This window comes from Rhizobium halophilum, from assembly GCF_021648825.1.
GTDB lineage: Bacteria > Pseudomonadota > Alphaproteobacteria > Rhizobiales > Rhizobiaceae > Neorhizobium > Neorhizobium halophilum.
In genome coordinates this window covers 156,291-171,128 of the sequence record NZ_JAKJHS010000008.1, presented here as the reverse complement: position 1 = coordinate 171,128, position 14,838 = coordinate 156,291, and the positions used below count along the sequence as shown (strand labels likewise).

General features: G+C 61.7%; 13 protein-coding genes. 11 read left to right on the top strand and 2 right to left on the bottom strand.

Going from position 1 to position 14,838, the window contains the following annotated elements; all coding sequences use genetic code 11:
* Positions 1-222 precede the first annotated feature (222 nt).
* From LXM96_RS15865 to gfa, 5 genes are all read left to right on the top strand, one after another.
* Positions 223-2,106, top strand: coding sequence for a methanol/ethanol family PQQ-dependent dehydrogenase (locus LXM96_RS15865; protein WP_239999566.1), 1,884 nt, complete (start codon positions 223-225; stop codon positions 2,104-2,106).
* 100 nt (positions 2,107-2,206) lie between these two features.
* Positions 2,207-2,728, top strand: a complete 522-nt coding sequence (locus LXM96_RS15860) for a c-type cytochrome, methanol metabolism-related (protein WP_239999526.1) — start codon at positions 2,207-2,209, stop codon at positions 2,726-2,728.
* A 1-nt stretch (position 2,729) separates the two neighbouring features.
* Positions 2,730-3,593, top strand: a complete 864-nt coding sequence (locus LXM96_RS15855) for a substrate-binding domain-containing protein (RefSeq protein ID WP_239999525.1) — start codon at positions 2,730-2,732, stop codon at positions 3,591-3,593.
* Between the two features lie 109 nt (positions 3,594-3,702).
* A complete protein-coding gene (locus LXM96_RS15850) occupies positions 3,703-4,830 on the top strand; it encodes an S-(hydroxymethyl)glutathione dehydrogenase/class III alcohol dehydrogenase (RefSeq protein WP_239999524.1) in 1,128 nt (375 codons plus the stop codon).
* 86 nt (positions 4,831-4,916) lie between these two features.
* Positions 4,917-5,492, top strand: coding sequence for an S-(hydroxymethyl)glutathione synthase (gene gfa / locus LXM96_RS15845; protein WP_239999523.1), 576 nt, complete (start codon positions 4,917-4,919; stop codon positions 5,490-5,492).
* Positions 5,493-5,544: 52 nt separating this feature from the next.
* On the opposite strand, the gene LXM96_RS15840 is transcribed toward gfa, so the two are convergent.
* Positions 5,545-6,369, bottom strand: a complete 825-nt coding sequence (locus LXM96_RS15840) for an alpha/beta hydrolase (protein WP_239999522.1) — start codon at positions 6,367-6,369, stop codon at positions 5,545-5,547.
* Positions 6,370-6,588: 219 nt separating this feature from the next.
* Between LXM96_RS15840 and LXM96_RS15835 the strand changes: the two genes are divergently transcribed.
* The 6 genes from LXM96_RS15835 (at position 6,589) to LXM96_RS15810 (ending at position 12,874) form a co-directional block, all read left to right on the top strand.
* Positions 6,589-8,217, top strand: coding sequence for an AMP-binding protein (locus LXM96_RS15835; RefSeq protein WP_239999521.1), 1,629 nt, complete (start codon positions 6,589-6,591; stop codon positions 8,215-8,217).
* A gap of 180 nt (positions 8,218-8,397) precedes the next feature.
* The gene (locus tag LXM96_RS15830; protein WP_239999520.1) at positions 8,398-9,534 is read left to right on the top strand and encodes an ABC transporter substrate-binding protein; all 1,137 of its coding nucleotides are present in this window, start codon (positions 8,398-8,400) and stop codon (positions 9,532-9,534) included.
* A gap of 9 nt (positions 9,535-9,543) precedes the next feature.
* Entirely contained in the window at positions 9,544-10,467 is a 924-nt protein-coding gene (locus LXM96_RS15825) for a branched-chain amino acid ABC transporter permease (protein WP_239999519.1), read from the top strand.
* Positions 10,468-10,474: 7 nt separating this feature from the next.
* On the top strand, positions 10,475-11,449 hold the full coding sequence (locus LXM96_RS15820; protein ID WP_239999518.1) for a branched-chain amino acid ABC transporter permease: 975 nt from the start codon (positions 10,475-10,477) through the stop codon (positions 11,447-11,449).
* Positions 11,442-12,191 (top strand): ABC transporter ATP-binding protein, encoded by a 750-nt coding sequence (locus tag LXM96_RS15815; RefSeq protein WP_239999517.1) that lies wholly within the window; start codon positions 11,442-11,444, stop codon positions 12,189-12,191. The genes LXM96_RS15820 and LXM96_RS15815 overlap by 8 nt, the downstream gene beginning before the upstream one ends.
* Positions 12,188-12,874: an ABC transporter ATP-binding protein gene (locus LXM96_RS15810; RefSeq protein WP_239999565.1), complete on the top strand. Its 687-nt coding sequence runs from the start codon at positions 12,188-12,190 to the stop codon at positions 12,872-12,874. Before LXM96_RS15815 ends, LXM96_RS15810 begins: the two co-directional genes overlap by 4 nt.
* Here the strand turns inward: LXM96_RS15810 and LXM96_RS15805 are convergent.
* Positions 12,859-14,835, bottom strand: a complete 1,977-nt coding sequence (locus tag LXM96_RS15805; protein ID WP_239999516.1) for a 3-hydroxyacyl-CoA dehydrogenase NAD-binding domain-containing protein — start codon at positions 14,833-14,835, stop codon at positions 12,859-12,861. The two genes, LXM96_RS15810 and LXM96_RS15805, sit on opposite strands and share 16 nt — an antisense overlap.
* Between the last annotated feature and the right edge of the window lie 3 nt (positions 14,836-14,838).

Sequence of the window (14,838 nt, the reverse complement as noted above, 5' to 3'; positions counted from 1 at the left end):
GCCTTTGGGAGGGGCAAGGTTTCGTAGGTGAAACTGGGCAGGCAGGATCGGTGCCCTCTGCCGGCCAGGTTCACCGTGACACGCTGACGGAAGACAATCCCAGACAGCATGACTACGCTCATAACCGGCGCTTGCGGCTCCACACGGACCGTAAGCCGGGATGACGAGCCTCGGGTGATAACTGCATCGGGAGGACTTCGCATGCGCCTGACCAAGACATCCATGTATCTGTCTCTGACTGCCGCCAGCTTCATGGCGACCGCGCTTGCCAGCACAGCGCTGGCTAACGACGAATTAACTGCCTTAGCGGCAGATTCGAAGAACTGGGCCATGCCCACTGGCGATTACGCCAATCACCGCTATTCAAAACTGAGCCAGATCACCAAAGACAATGTGAAGGATCTGCAGGTAAAATGGACCTTCTCGACGGGCGTGCTGCGCGGGCATGAAGGTGGACCGTTGGTGATCGGCGATGTGATGTATGTTCACACACCTTTCCCCAATATCGTCTACGCCCTCGATCTCAAGAACGACGGCAAGATTCTCTGGAAGTATGAACCTCGACAGGATCCTAACGTCATTGGGATCATGTGCTGCGACACCGTCAACCGCGGCGTTGCCTATGGCGATGGCAAGATCATTCTGAACCAAGCCGACACAACTGTCGTTGCTCTCGACGCCAAGACTGGAGAAGTCGTCTGGTCGGTCAAAAACGGCGATCAGATCGATGGCGGCAAGGGAGAGTCAGGAACGGCGGCTCCCATGGTGGTCAAGGATAAGGTCATCATCGGCGTTTCAGGGGCTGAGTTCGGGGTGCGCGGCTGGACGGCAGCCTACAACCTCAGCGATGGTTCGCTCGCCTGGAAGGCCTATTCGATGGGGCCGGATTCGGAAACACTTATCGATCCGGAAAAGACCACTCATCTCGGCAAGCCCGTCGGACCGGATTCCGGAACCAATACCTGGGAAGGGGAACAGTGGAAGACGGGCGGCGGGACCACGTGGGGATGGTTCGCCTATGACCCAAAGAGCAACCTGGTCTTCTATGGTACCGGCAATCCTTCCACGTGGAATCCGGTGCAAAGACCCGGCGACAACCGCTGGTCGATGACCTTGATGGCACGCGACGCTGACACTGGCATGGCAAAATGGCTCTATCAGATGACGCCGCACGACGAGTGGGACTATGATGGGGTCAACGAGAACATTCTCGTCGACGCTATGGAGATCAACGGCGAGCAGCGCGATGTGCTAGTGCACTTCGATCGGAATGGCTTTGCCTACACGCTCGATCGCAATACGGGCGAGCTTCTCGTGGCAGAGAAATACGATCCGAAGGTGAACTGGGCGACCGAAGTCGTCATGGATCCAGAGAGTGACCAGTACGGTCGTCCACAGGTCGTGTCGCAGTATTCTACCCACCAGAACGGAGAGGATACCAACACCACCGGCGTCTGCCCCGCGGCACTGGGCACGAAGGACCAGCAGCCGGCCTCCTACTCACCGAAGACGGGCTTGTTCTACGTTCCAACGAACCATGTGTGCATGGATTACGAACCGTACAGGGTGAGCTACACGGCCGGTCAACCCTATGTCGGCGCTACGGTCTCCATGTACCCCGCGCCGGATAGTCATGGTGGCATGGGCAACTTTGTTGCCTGGGATGCTGCCAAGGGTGAGATCGTGTGGTCGAAGCCGGAGCAGTTTTCTGTCTGGTCCGGAGCGCTCGCGACGGAAGGCGATGTCGTTTTCTACGGCACGCTGGAAGGCTACATCAAGGCGGTCGATCTGGACGGAAATGAACTCTACAAGTTCAAAACGCCCTCCGGAATTATAGGAAATATCAATACCTACGAGCATGACGGCAAGCAGTACATCGCGGTGCTGTCGGGCGTTGGTGGCTGGGCAGGCATCGGATTGGCCGGGGGGCTTCTGTCTCCGGAAAATGCAGCGGCCTGGCATGGCGCCGTTGGTCAGGGCCGCGATGCAGGTGAAGAAGCCCAAGTCGTCGGTACCGCCGGCTTGGGTGCCGTAGGTGGCTATGCAGCACTGGCGGACTACACCACGCTCGGGGGGCAGCTAACGGTCTTTGGCCTACCCGACTAAAATGCCTCCGAAGGGCGACCGGGCTGTCTGAAGATGCAGCCCGGTCGTGATTCAGCCGGCAATCCCGTTGCTGATTGCCAGATTTGCATGAGGTTGCTTGATGAATTTCCGTCTTTTTCCTTTCGTCGTTTCTGCACTTCTTCCCTTTCTCACCCCAACGATCGCCGCATCAGCCGACACAAAGGAGAAAGCTGCTGCTGTCAGCGAGGAGGACGGAAAGTTCTATGACTCAGAAGGCACGCCTACCTTCAAGATCGAGAACGGGACCGTCGATTGGTACACGTTCAGTGGATACCGTCGGTACCATTCCGATTGTCACGTCTGCCATGGCCCGGATGGCGTAGGGTCAAGCTATGCGCCCGCCTTGGCAGAGAGCATGAAGACAATGGATTATCCCACCTTCCTCTCCATCGTAGCTGAGGGACGACAGAACGTTGGCGGGGGCAGGGAGAACGTCATGCCCGCGTTCGGTGACAACAAGAACGTCTACTGTTACCTCGACGATATCTACATCTATCTGCGGGCACGAGCAGTCGATGCTGCTCCTCGCGGGAGGCCGCCGAACAAGGCCGACAAGCCGCAAGCGGCGAAGGATTACGAAGCATCTTGTATGGGGGGATGAGATGAGGCGGACCCTTCCAGACCTCCTCTGTTCGATTGCTGCTCTTGCTTGTGCAGCTATGCTTGTTCCGCTTGAGGCGCAGGGCCAGAGTGCGGGATTGGGCGCCGCCGGTGAACTCGTGGACCCAAATATTCTGCGCGTGTGTGCCGATCCGTCCAACATGCCATTCACCGACAAAAGTGGGGAAGGTTTTGAGGACAAGCTCGCAGAGATGGTCGCGAACGCAACGGGCCGAAGCTCAGTTTCCTATACCTGGTTTCCTTCCATCACGGGGTTCGTTCGCAACACGCTCGGCGCCAATCGCTGCGATATCATCATGGGCTATGCGCAGGGAGACGAACTCGTCCAGAATACCAATGCCTATTATCGCTCCTCCTACGTGATGCTTTACAAGAAGGACGGCGAACTGGCGGGCGTAGAAACACTGGCGGATCCGAAGCTCGCAGACAAGCGCATCGGAGTGGTGGAGGGTACGCCTCCGTCGGCTAATATGGCAGCCGCCAAGCTGATGCGCAAAGCCAAGGTCTACCCGCTCATGGTGGATACGCGTGTTGCTCCGTCCATGGCCGAAGTCATGATCCGGGACATGCTGGACGGCGTCATAGACGCAGCCGTGGTCTGGGGGCCGATGGCCGGCTATTACGCGAGCAGATCAGGCGCAGATCTGGCGATGGTACCATTGATCAACGAAAAAGGCGGCCAGCGGATGACCTATCGCATCACGATGGGGGTGCGGCCATCGGATCAGGAGTGGAAACGGACCCTGAACACCTACATCCGGGAGCATCAGGACGAGATCAACAACCTCCTGCTGGAGTATCACGTCCCGCTCCTCGACGAGCGGGATCAAGTGATTACGCAGTAGGACTGCAGGGCCCTGCGAGGCGGGTGCAGGATGCCTGATCGACATCAATGCTTCGGACATCCGGCGGCCGGAGCGAGCCGGCTGAGCGAGATCAAGGAGAGGAATTGACATGGACGTTCGCGCTGCCGTTGCCGTTCAAGCGGGAAAGCCGCTGGAGATCATGACCGTTCAGCTTGAAGGTCCGAAGGCTGGTGAGGTGCTGATCGAGGTCAGGGCGACCGGCATCTGCCATACCGATGACTTCACGCTCTCGGGCGCCGATCCTGAAGGCCTGTTTCCGGCCATCCTCGGCCATGAGGGTGCCGGCATCGTTGTCAATGTCGGACCGGGTGTCACTTCGGTGAAGAAGGGCGATCACGTCATTCCGCTTTACACGCCTGAATGCCGGGAATGCTATTCCTGCCTGTCGCGCAAGACCAATCTGTGCACCGCGATCCGCTCGACGCAAGGGCAAGGCCTGATGCCGGACGGCACTTCGCGCTTCTCGATCGGCAAGGACAAGATCCACCACTATATGGGCTGCTCCACCTTCGCTAATTTCACGGTTCTGCCGGAGATTGCGGTCGCCAAGGTCAATCCGGACGCCCCCTTCGACAAGATCTGCTATATCGGCTGCGGCGTGACGACCGGCATTGGCGCGGTGATCAACACGGCCAAGGTGGAGATCGGGTCGACCGCCATCGTCTTCGGGCTGGGCGGCATTGGCCTGAACGTGCTGCAGGGTCTGCGGCTTGCCGGCGCCGACATCATCATCGGCGTCGACATTAATCCCGACCGCAAGGAATGGGGCGAGAGGTTCGGCATGACCCATTTCGTCAACCCGAAGGAGGTCGAGGGCGACATTGTTGCCCATCTCGTCAACATGACGAAGCGCAATGGCGACCTGATCGGCGGCGCCGACTACACATTCGACTGCACCGGCAACACCAAGGTCATGCGCCAGGCGCTGGAAAGCGCGCATCGCGGCTGGGGCAAGTCGATCATCATCGGGGTGGCGGGTGCCGGCCAGGAGATTTCGACGCGTCCCTTCCAGCTCGTCACCGGCCGCAACTGGATGGGAACCGCCTTTGGCGGCGCACGCGGCCGAACCGACGTACCCAAGATCGTTGACTGGTACATGGACGGCAAGATCCAGATCGACCCAATGATCACCCACACCATGGGCCTCGAGGACATCAACAAGGGCTTCGATATGATGCACAAGGGAGAAAGCATCCGGGGCGTCGTGGTTTATTGACGACCTGAAGGTCGAAGCGATCACTTCAACGTCGAACACGTCCGAGAAACGGAGGTGGTTCGGCTTAACAGGGGAGGTGGCATGCCATGGAAAGTGCAGTTCGCATACATCCGGCCGTGGATAATGGTATCAAGCCGGCCGATCCCGGCTTCTCAGGAGGCACCCTCGTCTGTGCCTGCACTAATCGGCCGGTCAAGGTGAAGATCGAGGGGCAGGTTGCTCACAACCACGTTTGTGGCTGTACGAAATGCTGGAAACCGAAAGGAACCGTCTTCTCCGTGGTGGCCGTCGTGCCTCATGACAAGGTGACGGTGCTGGAGAATGGCGACAAGCTGCAGGTGGTTGACACCTCTGCGCTCATCCAGCGTCACGCGTGCCGCGAATGCGGCGTCCACATGTATGGCCCGGTTGAGAGGGAGCATGCCTTCCAGGGGCTGGACTTCGTTCATCCGGAGCGTTTTCAGGAATCGGGCTGGGCACCGCCGGAGTTCGCCGCTTTCGTTTCCTCCGTGATCGAGGCAGGTGTTGATCCCAGCAGGATGGATGCGATCCGGGCGCGCTTGAAGGAACTCGGGCTGGAGCCGTATGACTGCCTGTCGCCAGCGCTGATGGATTACGTGGCCGGCTGGGTCGCGAAGAAATCCGGCGCTCTCGCGGCGTAAATCTGGACAACTGGCTGTTGTCGCCTTGGCGGCAGCAGCCAACATCAAGGCATCAGGAGAGAAGCAGATCCACCAGCGGGTGCCCCGGTTCAACGAGCGCATCAAGTATGTTGAAGTGGTGGCGATCCGGTTCTTCCACAGCCTCTGTCTCCGCTCCCAATCCCTTCCAGATATTGGCAAGCAAGGCGTTCTGCCGCAGGAACTCTGATCGTTCGTTCGATCCCACCCAGCAGGTGACGCGGGTACCGTCGATCGGCTCAAGCAGCGCAGGACTTTCGCGCCATGCCTCTTCCTCGTCGATCTTCAACTGCGTGTTCATAGAGGTCTTCATCAAGGGCCGCAGATCGTGCAGCCCGGAAAGCGATACCGTATTGGCCACGCGGCGCTGCACCTCGGCGGACAACGGAGAGGTCCTCGTTACCATCCGCGTCACCAGGTGTCCGCCGGCGGAATGACCGATAAGCCGGATCGGGCCGTCCACCAGTTGCGCCGCCCGCTCGATAGCCGAGGCGATTTCGATCGTAATGCCGGAGATGCGTATGGAGGGGCAAAGAGAGTAAGACGGGAGTGCCACCGCAAAACCCCGGCTCACAGGCCCTTGCGCCAGGTGCGACCAATAGTTCTTGTCCAGTCGAAGCCAAAAACCGCCATGGACGAAGACAACCAGTCCCTTCGCATCGCCGGTCGGCCTGAAGAGATCCAGCTGGTTCCGCGGGCCGGTGCCATAGGCGATATCGAGTTCTGCAGATCCAGCTATCAAGCTCTCGCGCCGATAGTTCTCGGCCGGTACCACCCAAAGGTCCGGCCAGCGCTCCCCGCCCGGGATGTTGGGACCGTTCGCGTAGGCATCGTCCCAGTCCATGATGCGGTGGCGCATTTGGTTCTCGCTTAACGTCGGATCATCGCTCGATCTTGCACTCCTGCGGCACGAAAAGGAAGCGCAACCGGCCCGTCGAAAGAAATTATTACAAACTTAAAATTTCTTCCTTGCCACCCGCCTGGAGCGGTGCTTTCTTAACAGCAAGGCAAAAATGCCGCGGCGGCAGCACCGGATATCTTCGGGTTGCAGACCAGAAGAACGCATGGGAACTCGACGATGAAACTGGGACCGACAGGCCATCTGGACACGTTTGCGCGCGACCATCTCCCGCCGCCGGACCAGTGGCCGGAGCTTCTTCTCGATGGCTTCGATTATCCCGAATGGCTGAACGCCGGGGTCGAGTTGACGGACCGGATGGTTGAGCGCGGCTTTGGCGACCATACTGCGCTGATCGGCAACGGCCGTCGCCGGACCTACAAGGAGCTTTCCGACTGGACGAACCGCATCGCGCGGGCGCTGACGGAGGACTATGGTCTGAAACCCGGTAACCGGGTCCTGATCCGTTCGGCGAACAACCCAGCCATGGTTGCCTGCTGGCTTGCGGCCACGAAAGCGGGGGCCGTGGTCGTCAACACCATGCCGATGCTACGTACCGGCGAAATCGCCAAGGTGGTCGACAAGGCCGAGGTCACCATGGCGCTCTGCGACACCCGCCTGATGGACGAACTGGTGGCGGTCGCCAAGGAAAGCCGGTTCTTGGAGCAGGTGATCGGCTTCGACGGCACGGCCAATCACGATGCCGAGCTCGATCGGGCCGCCCTCGACAAGCCCGTGAAGTTCGAGGCCGTGAAAACGGGACGGGACGATGTCGCGCTGCTGGGCTTCACCTCCGGCTCCACCGGCGTGCCGAAGGCGACCATGCACTTCCACCGGGACATCCTGATCATCGCGGATGCCTATGCGAAGGAAGTGTTGAAGGTCACGCCGGACGACGTCTTCGTCGGTTCGCCGCCGCTCGCCTTTACCTTCGGCCTCGGCGGTCTCGCGGTCTTCCCGCTGCGCTTCGGCGCGGCAGCCACGCTGCTCGAGCAGGCGACGCCGCCGAAGATGATCGAGATCATCGAGACCTACAAGGCGACGATCTGCTTCACCGCACCCACCGCCTACCGCGCCATGCTTTCCGCCATGGATGAAGGCGCCGATCTTTCCTCACTCCGCGTCGCGGTGTCGGCGGGCGAAACACTGCCGGCTCCCGTCTATGACCAGTGGGTACAGAAGACCGGCAAGCCGATCGTCGATGGCATAGGCTCGACAGAGATGCTGCACATCTTCATCTCCAACCGGCTCGACGACTCCAAGCCTGCCTGCACGGGCAAGCCGCTCACCGGCTACCAGGCCGTCGTCGTGGATGACGACATGCGCGAGGTGCCGCGGGGAACGATCGGCAAGCTCGCCGTCAAGGGCCCCATCGGCTGCCGCTATCTCGCCGACGACAGGCAGCGGGATTACGTGCGCGACGGCTGGAACCTTACCGGCGATTCCTTCGTGCAGGACGAACAAGGCTATTTCCACTTTGCCGCCCGCTCCGATGACATGATCGTCTCGGCTGGCTACAACATTGCAGGTCCGGAGGTCGAGGCGGCACTGCTGAAGCACGAGGCGGTTGCCGAATGCGCGGTGATCGGAGTCCCGGACACGGAACGTGGCCATATCGTCGAGGCGCATGTCGTGCTTACGGATCGCGGTGCTGCCTGCGAGGCGATGGCGAAGCTCCTGCAGGAACACGTCAAGAAGGTCATCGCGCCCTACAAATACCCGCGCTCCATCGTCTTTACCGATGCGCTGCCGAAGACGGAGTCGGGCAAGATCCAGCGGTTCAGGCTGAAGCAGGCGAGTGCCGCATGAGCATTTACCGACATTCTGCAAAAGCGCATTCCAGCGGCTTCGCCAGTGGACGTTCTTTTGCAAGTATGGAAGGTATCGGGAATACCGGTCGGTGATGACATCGGGCGGATATCCGGGCTGCGAGATCGAGGGGTCCGCGCCTGGGGATGGGGTCATAAGAACAACTGGGAGTTCGAGACAATGAAGAAACTGGTTTCCGCCGCCACGCTGGCGCTCAGCATGAGCGTTTCCAGCCTTGCCTTCGCCGAACCTGTGAAGATCGGCATGATCACGACGCTTTCGGGCGGCGGTGCCGGCCTCGGCATCGATACGCGCGACGGTTTCATGCTGGCCATCAAGCAGGCCGGCAACAGCGAGATCGAGGTCATCACCGAGGACGATGGACAGAAGCCGGAACTGGCCGTCCAGATCGCCGACAAGATGATCCAGAGCGACCAGGTCGACATCCTGACGGGCATCGTCTGGTCGAACCTGCTGATGGCGGTCGCGCCGAGCGCAGTCGCCCAGGGCAAATTCTATGTCTCCACCAATGCGGCGCCGGCGGCGCTCGCGGGTGAGAACTGCAACCCACTCTACTTCAACGCCGCCTACCAGAACGACAATCTTCATGAAGCCATGGGCGAATACGCCAACAAGGACTACAAGAAGATGTTCATCATGGCGCCGAACTATCCGGCCGGTAAAGATTCGCTGACCGGCTTCAAGCGCTTCTACAAGGGCGAAGTTGCTTCGGAAGTCTACACCCAGGTCGGACAGACTGACTATGCGGCCGAGATTGCCCAGATCCGCGCCTCCGGCGCGGACGCGGTCTTTGCCTTCCTGCCGGGTGGGATGGGCATTGCCTTCATGAAGCAGTATGCGCAGTCGGGCGTCGACATCCCGATCATGGGCCCGGGCTTCTCCTTCAGCCAGGACGTGCTGGGTGCAATTGGTGATGCCGCTCTCGGCGTCAAGAATTCCGGCCACTGGGCAAAGGACCTGGACAACGAGGCGAACAAGAAATTTGTCGAGGCTTTCCAGGCTGAATACGGTCGCCTGCCGTCCATCTATGCCGTGCAGGCTTATGATGCCGGTCAGCTGATTGCATCCGCAGCAGCCAAAGCCGATGTCAAGGATACGGAAGCATTCCGCGCGGAGCTGCTGAAGGCAGACATCCAGTCGCCGCGTGGCAAGTTCAAGTTCAACACCAACCAGCACCCGATCCAGGACATCTACGTCCGCGAAGTGGTGAAGGACGGTGATGTGCTGACGAACAAGATCCTCGCGCCGGTCTTCACCGACCACGAGGATGCCTATGCCAAAGACTGCAAGATGTAAGGTTGGCTGGTGACTCTCGCACTTGCTCTTGAGCAGTTGCTCAATGGCCTTCAGCTCGGCGTCATGTTGTTTCTCATGGCTGCCGGGCTGACGCTGATCTTCGGCGTCATGGGGCTGATCAATCTCGCGCATGGTTCTCTCTACATGGTCGGCGCGTTCGCCTGTGCGGCAGTGGCTGCGGCAACGGGCTCCTTCTGGCTCGGTCTCGTCGCCAGCCTCGCCTGCGCGGCGGCGGCCGGAGCGATCGTCGAGCTGCTCGTCATTCGGCGGCTCTATGATCGCGACCACCTGGACCAGGTTCTGGCGACCTTTGCGCTGATTCTGATGTTCTCGGAAGGCACGCGCTGGCTGTTCGGCTCCTTTCCGCTCTACCTCGATATCCCGCCGCTTCTGCAGGGCGCCGTCGCCTTGCCCGGTGGTGCGCAGTACCCCGTTTATCGATTGGCGATCATTGCTGCCGGCGCATTGGTAGCCTTCGGCCTCTATCTCCTGATCGGCAAGACGCGGCTGGGCATGCGGATTCGCGCCGGAGAAAGCGACCGCGAAATGATTGGCGCCCTCGGTGTCGACATCCGCACGCTCTACACGGTCGTCTTCGCCCTCGGCGCGGCGCTTGCGGGCCTTGCCGGCGCAATGGTCGGCGCGCTGCAGTCGGTCCAGGTCGGCATGGGAGAGCCTGTCCTCATCCTCGCCTTCGTGGTGATCGTCATCGGCGGCATCGGCTCCATCAAGGGAGCGCTCCTTGGCGCTCTGCTGGTCGGAGTCGTCGACACCTTGGGCCGGTTGCTGCTTCCAAAGCTCGTCGGGGTTTTCCTGCAGCCGGCGCAAGCAGGCATGATCGGCGGTGCTGCGGCATCCATGCTCATCTACATGATGATGGCGCTCATCCTGGCGATGAAGCCGCGCGGGCTTTTTCCCGCAGCCCACGCGTGAGGCCGCGATGCTGAACCGGGAAACTCTCGTCAACCTGATCCTGGCTGCGCTGCTGCTCGCGGTGCCGCTCATGGCCAATGCGTTTGGCCAGCCGTTCTACGTTACGCTTGCGACGCGCGTCGCTATCCTGGCGCTAGCGGCAACCGGCCTCAACCTCGCGCTCGGGCTCGGCGGCCTCGTGTCCTTCGGCCACGCGGCCTTCTTCGGCATCGGCGGATATGCCGCGGGCATCCTCGCTACCCATGCTTTCTCCGGTGATCCGCTCCTGCTTGGCTTGTCCGGGACCAATCAGATGCCGCTGATCTGGCTGGTGGCGATGCTCGTCGCAGGGCTTGTGGGGCTCCTCATCGGCCTGATCAGTCTTCGGACGTCCGGCGTCTATTTCATCATGATCACGCTCGCCTTCGCGCAGATGGTCTACTATTTCGCGATCTCCTGGCCGGCCTATGGCGGCGAAGATGGCCTTTCCATCCTGGTGCGCAACCAGTTCCCGGGCGCCAATACGATGAAGCCGGTAAGCTTTTTCCTGATCTGCTATGCGGTGCTGATCGTCGCGCTCGGCCTCTTCGTGCTGATCCGCGGCTCCCGCTTCGGTTCGGCCTTGCAGGCGGCGCGCCAGAATGAGGTACGCGTCGCGACCGTCGGTATTGCGCCCTATCGAATCCGCCTCACGGCTTTCGCGATCTCCGCGGCCCTAACGGGGCTTGCTGGTGCGCTGTTCGCCGATCTCAACCGCTTCGTCAGCCCCTCCATGCTGTCTTGGCACATGTCGGGCGAACTCATCGTGCTGATCATCCTCGGCGGCACGGGACGGTTGTTCGGGCCTCTCGCGGGCGCGGCTTTGTTCGTGATCTTCGAATATGTCCTCGGCGGGCTGACGGAGCGCTGGCAGTTCTTCCTCGGCCTGATCCTGCTCGGCACCGTGCTCTTCGCGCGCGGCGGGCTTCTAGGGCTCTTGGCCGGAAAGGCGCGTCATGGCTGAACCGGTTCTTGAACTCTCTGATATCGTCAAGAGCTTCGGCGCACTCAGAGCGACGGATCATGTCTCGCTCGACCTGAAGCCCGGCGAAATCCACGCGCTGATCGGGCCGAATGGCGCCGGCAAGTCGACGCTCATCCACCAGATCTGCGGTACGCTGCGGCAGGATTCTGGCACGATCCGCCTCGCCGGCAAGGATATCGGACATCTCGGCGTCGCAGAGCGCTCGCGGCTCGGGCTTGGCCGCACCTTTCAGGTATCCTCGCTGACCCCCGACTTCTCGGCATTGCGCAATGTCATGCTGGCGGTGCAGGCGCAGCAGGGATCGAGCTTCCGTTTTTTCAAGCCGGTGATGCGCGACGCGTCGCTGATCGACCGTTCCATGGCGATGCTTGAGCGGGTCGGCCTGCAGGACCGGGCGCGTATTCCCGCAGCCGAACTGTCGCACGGCGAGCGTCGGCAACTGGAAATCGCCATCGCGCTGGCGCTCAGTTCCAAGGCCTTCCTGCTCGACGAGCCAATGGCCGGCATGGGACCGGAAGGATCGAAAGCCTTGACCGGCTTCCTCCACAGCCTCCGGCAGGAAGCTCCGATCCTGCTCGTGGAGCACGACATGGATGCCGTTTTCGCGCTGGCGGACCGGATTTCCGTGCTGGTCTACGGTCGCGTCATCGCGACCGGCACGGTTGAGGAGATCCGGCGTGACCCCGCTGTCCGGACTGCCTATCTGGGAGACCACGCCTGATGCTGCTCGATGTTTCCAAGATAGAAGCCTCGTATGGCGCAAGCCAAGCGCTGTTCGGGGTCGATCTGGCGGTCGAGGAAGGGCAGGCCGTCGCTCTCATGGGTCGCAATGGCATGGGCAAGACGACGACCATCCGGGCGATCTGCAACCTCAACCCGCCACGTGCCGGATCCGTCCGGCTTGCGGGGACTGACCTCAAGGGCAAGCCGTCGCATCGCGTCGCCAAGCTCGGCATCGGGCTGGTGCCGGAGGGGCGGCGGTGCTTTCCAAACCTCACGGTACATGAAAACCTGATTGCGGCCGCACGGCCCGGCGCGTGGAGCCTGGAGCGCGTCAATGACCTTTTCCCCCGCCTTGCCGAGCGTCACGCGCAGATGGCACGGTCGCTCTCTGGCGGGGAGCAGCAGATGCTGGCAATCGGCCGTGCGCTGATGACCAATCCGCGCCTGCTGATCCTCGACGAGGCGACCGAAGGCCTGGCACCCGTGATCCGGCAGGACATCTGGGCAGCAATCCGCAAGCTGAAGGCCGAGGGGCTCTCCATCCTGGTTGTCGACAAGACGCTGTCGGAACTGCTGCCGGTCGCCGACCGCTGCGTCATTCTGGAAAACGGACGGAGCGCCTGGCATGGAACGCCGGCGGAACTGTCCGCCGACCTGCAGGACCGTTATCTCGGCGTCTGAGTAGCGGCGAACATGGGCCCGCCCTTGTGGGCCGGAAAGCCGTACCCGTTGATCATCACGAGATCGATGTCGCTCTCGCGAGCGGCAATGCCTTCCTCGATGAGCTTTTTGCCTTCTTCCGCCATGGCGACGAGCAGGCGGTCGATAATCTCGCTGGCGATGAAGCTGCGGGGCGTGATGCCCTTTTTCGCACGACACTGCGCGATGATGTCGGTAACCACAGGGTCGACCTGTCGCTTCCCCTCGGGATAGGCATACCAGCCGCGTCCGATTTTCTGGCCAAGCCGGCCGGCTTCGCAGAGCCGGTCCGCAATCTCGACGTAGCGCTCTAACGGATCGCGCGTTGCTGCCTGTCGCTTGCGTCGCGCCCAGGCGATCTCCAGTCCCGCCATATCGTAGACGGCGAAGAGACCCATCGGGAACCCATACTCTTCCAGCGCCGCGTCGATCTCGTGCGGCAGGGCGCCGTCCTCCAGTAAGAACTCGGCTTCGCGCCGATAGGCGGAGAAGATACTGTTGCCGATGAAGCCTTCGGTGACCCCGGTGACGATTGCGAGTTTTCGGAGTTTCTTCGCCACCGCAAGCCCGGTCGCCAGGACGTCGGGCGCCGTGCGGGCGCAGCGCACGACCTCCAGCAACCGCATGACATGCGCCGGCGAGAAGAAGTGCAGGCCGAGCACGCGCTCCGGGTGGGCCGTGGCAGCGGCGATCTCGTCAGGGTTCAGGTAGCTGGTGTTGGTGGCGAGGATGGCATCCGGCCGAATGACCTTGTCCAGGCGGCGGAAGAGGTCGATCTTGACGTCGAGATCGTCGAACACCGCCTCGATCACGAGATCGCAGGGAGCAAGATCGGCATCGGTTGCCGTGACTGAGAGGCGGCTTTCCTGCGCGTCGAAGGCCGTCTGATCGATCCGTCCAGCCGAGAGGTTCTTCTGCAGAAGTCCGAGGATGCGTTCGCGACCCCTGGCCGCTGCCTCATCGTCGCGGTCAAGTCCGATCACCCGGCAACCTGCAGCGAGTGCAGCCACTGCGATGCCGCTTCCCATAAGGCCGAGGCCGGCGATGCCGATCGTCTCGACAGGGCGAGGGGAAACACCCTCCAGATCCTCCACCTTCGATGCCTGCCGTTCCGCAAAGAAGACATGGCGCAATGCGGCGGCCTCGCTGCTCTCGCGGAGCTTGAGGAAAGTGGCCCGCTCGTCGGCCAAGCCTTCGGCGAGCGGCCGCGCGGCCGCTTCCACGAGGCGGATGGCTTGGGCGGGGGCCTGTTGCCCGCGTGCCTTGGCAAGGATCCTCGTCTTCGCCTTTTCGACGGCGGCGCTGTCGGTGGCCCGAACCGCCAATTGGCCGGTCCGGCGCGGGTCTTGGCCGGTATTTCGCCGAACGGCCGCAAGGGCTGCCTCCTGCAGGCCGGCATCCGCGATTTCATCGATCAGGCCGAGTTCGTGCGCTTCCTTCGCCTTCACGCTGCGGCCGCTGCCGATCAGGTCGATTGACGCAGGGATGCCGATCAGCCGGGGCAGGCGCTGGGTACCGCCCGCACCCGGCACGATGCCGAGCTTCACTTCGGGGAGCCCCATCTGCGCAGCCGAAGACGCCACCCTGTAGTGGCAGCCGAGCGCGACCTCCAGGCCGCCTCCGAGGGCTGCGCCGTTGATGGCCGCGACGGTTGGTTTCGCAGAATGTTCGATCCGCTCTAGGACCGTCGGCAGGTTCGGCTCCGCCGGCGGCTGTCCGAATTCACGGATGTCGGCGCCGCCAATGAAGGTTTTCCCGGCTCCGGTTATGACGAGCCCAATGATGCCGGCGTCACCACCGGCACGGTCCAGTGCCGCCACGAGGCCAGAGCGGACATCGGCAGAGAGCGCATTGACCGGCGGATTGTCAATGATGACGACGAGAACATCGCCCTGGATCTCGCCGCGTACAGTTTCGGAGAAAGGGATCGCGGCGGCTTCCACTGG

What these genes read in the sequence shown, in the direction of transcription:
- LXM96_RS15855 (WP_239999525.1), top strand. Translation starts at nt 2,730, where the DNA reads ATGAGGCGGACCCTTCCAGACCTCCTCTGTTCGATTGCTGCTCTTGCT.
- gfa (WP_239999523.1), top strand. Translation starts at nt 4,917, where the DNA reads ATGGAAAGTGCAGTTCGCATACATCCGGCCGTGGATAATGGTATCAAG.
- LXM96_RS15860 (WP_239999526.1), top strand. Translation starts at nt 2,207, where the DNA reads ATGAATTTCCGTCTTTTTCCTTTCGTCGTTTCTGCACTTCTTCCCTTT.
- LXM96_RS15815 (WP_239999517.1), top strand. Translation starts at nt 11,442, where the DNA reads ATGGCTGAACCGGTTCTTGAACTCTCTGATATCGTCAAGAGCTTCGGC.
- LXM96_RS15840 (WP_239999522.1), bottom strand. Translation starts at nt 6,369, where the DNA reads ATGCGCCACCGCATCATGGACTGGGACGATGCCTACGCGAACGGTCCC.
- LXM96_RS15835 (WP_239999521.1), top strand. Translation starts at nt 6,589, where the DNA reads ATGAAACTGGGACCGACAGGCCATCTGGACACGTTTGCGCGCGACCAT.
- LXM96_RS15820 (WP_239999518.1), top strand. Translation starts at nt 10,475, where the DNA reads ATGCTGAACCGGGAAACTCTCGTCAACCTGATCCTGGCTGCGCTGCTG.
- LXM96_RS15850 (WP_239999524.1), top strand. Translation starts at nt 3,703, where the DNA reads ATGGACGTTCGCGCTGCCGTTGCCGTTCAAGCGGGAAAGCCGCTGGAG.
- LXM96_RS15865 (WP_239999566.1), top strand. Translation starts at nt 223, where the DNA reads ATGTATCTGTCTCTGACTGCCGCCAGCTTCATGGCGACCGCGCTTGCC.
- LXM96_RS15830 (WP_239999520.1), top strand. Translation starts at nt 8,398, where the DNA reads ATGAAGAAACTGGTTTCCGCCGCCACGCTGGCGCTCAGCATGAGCGTT.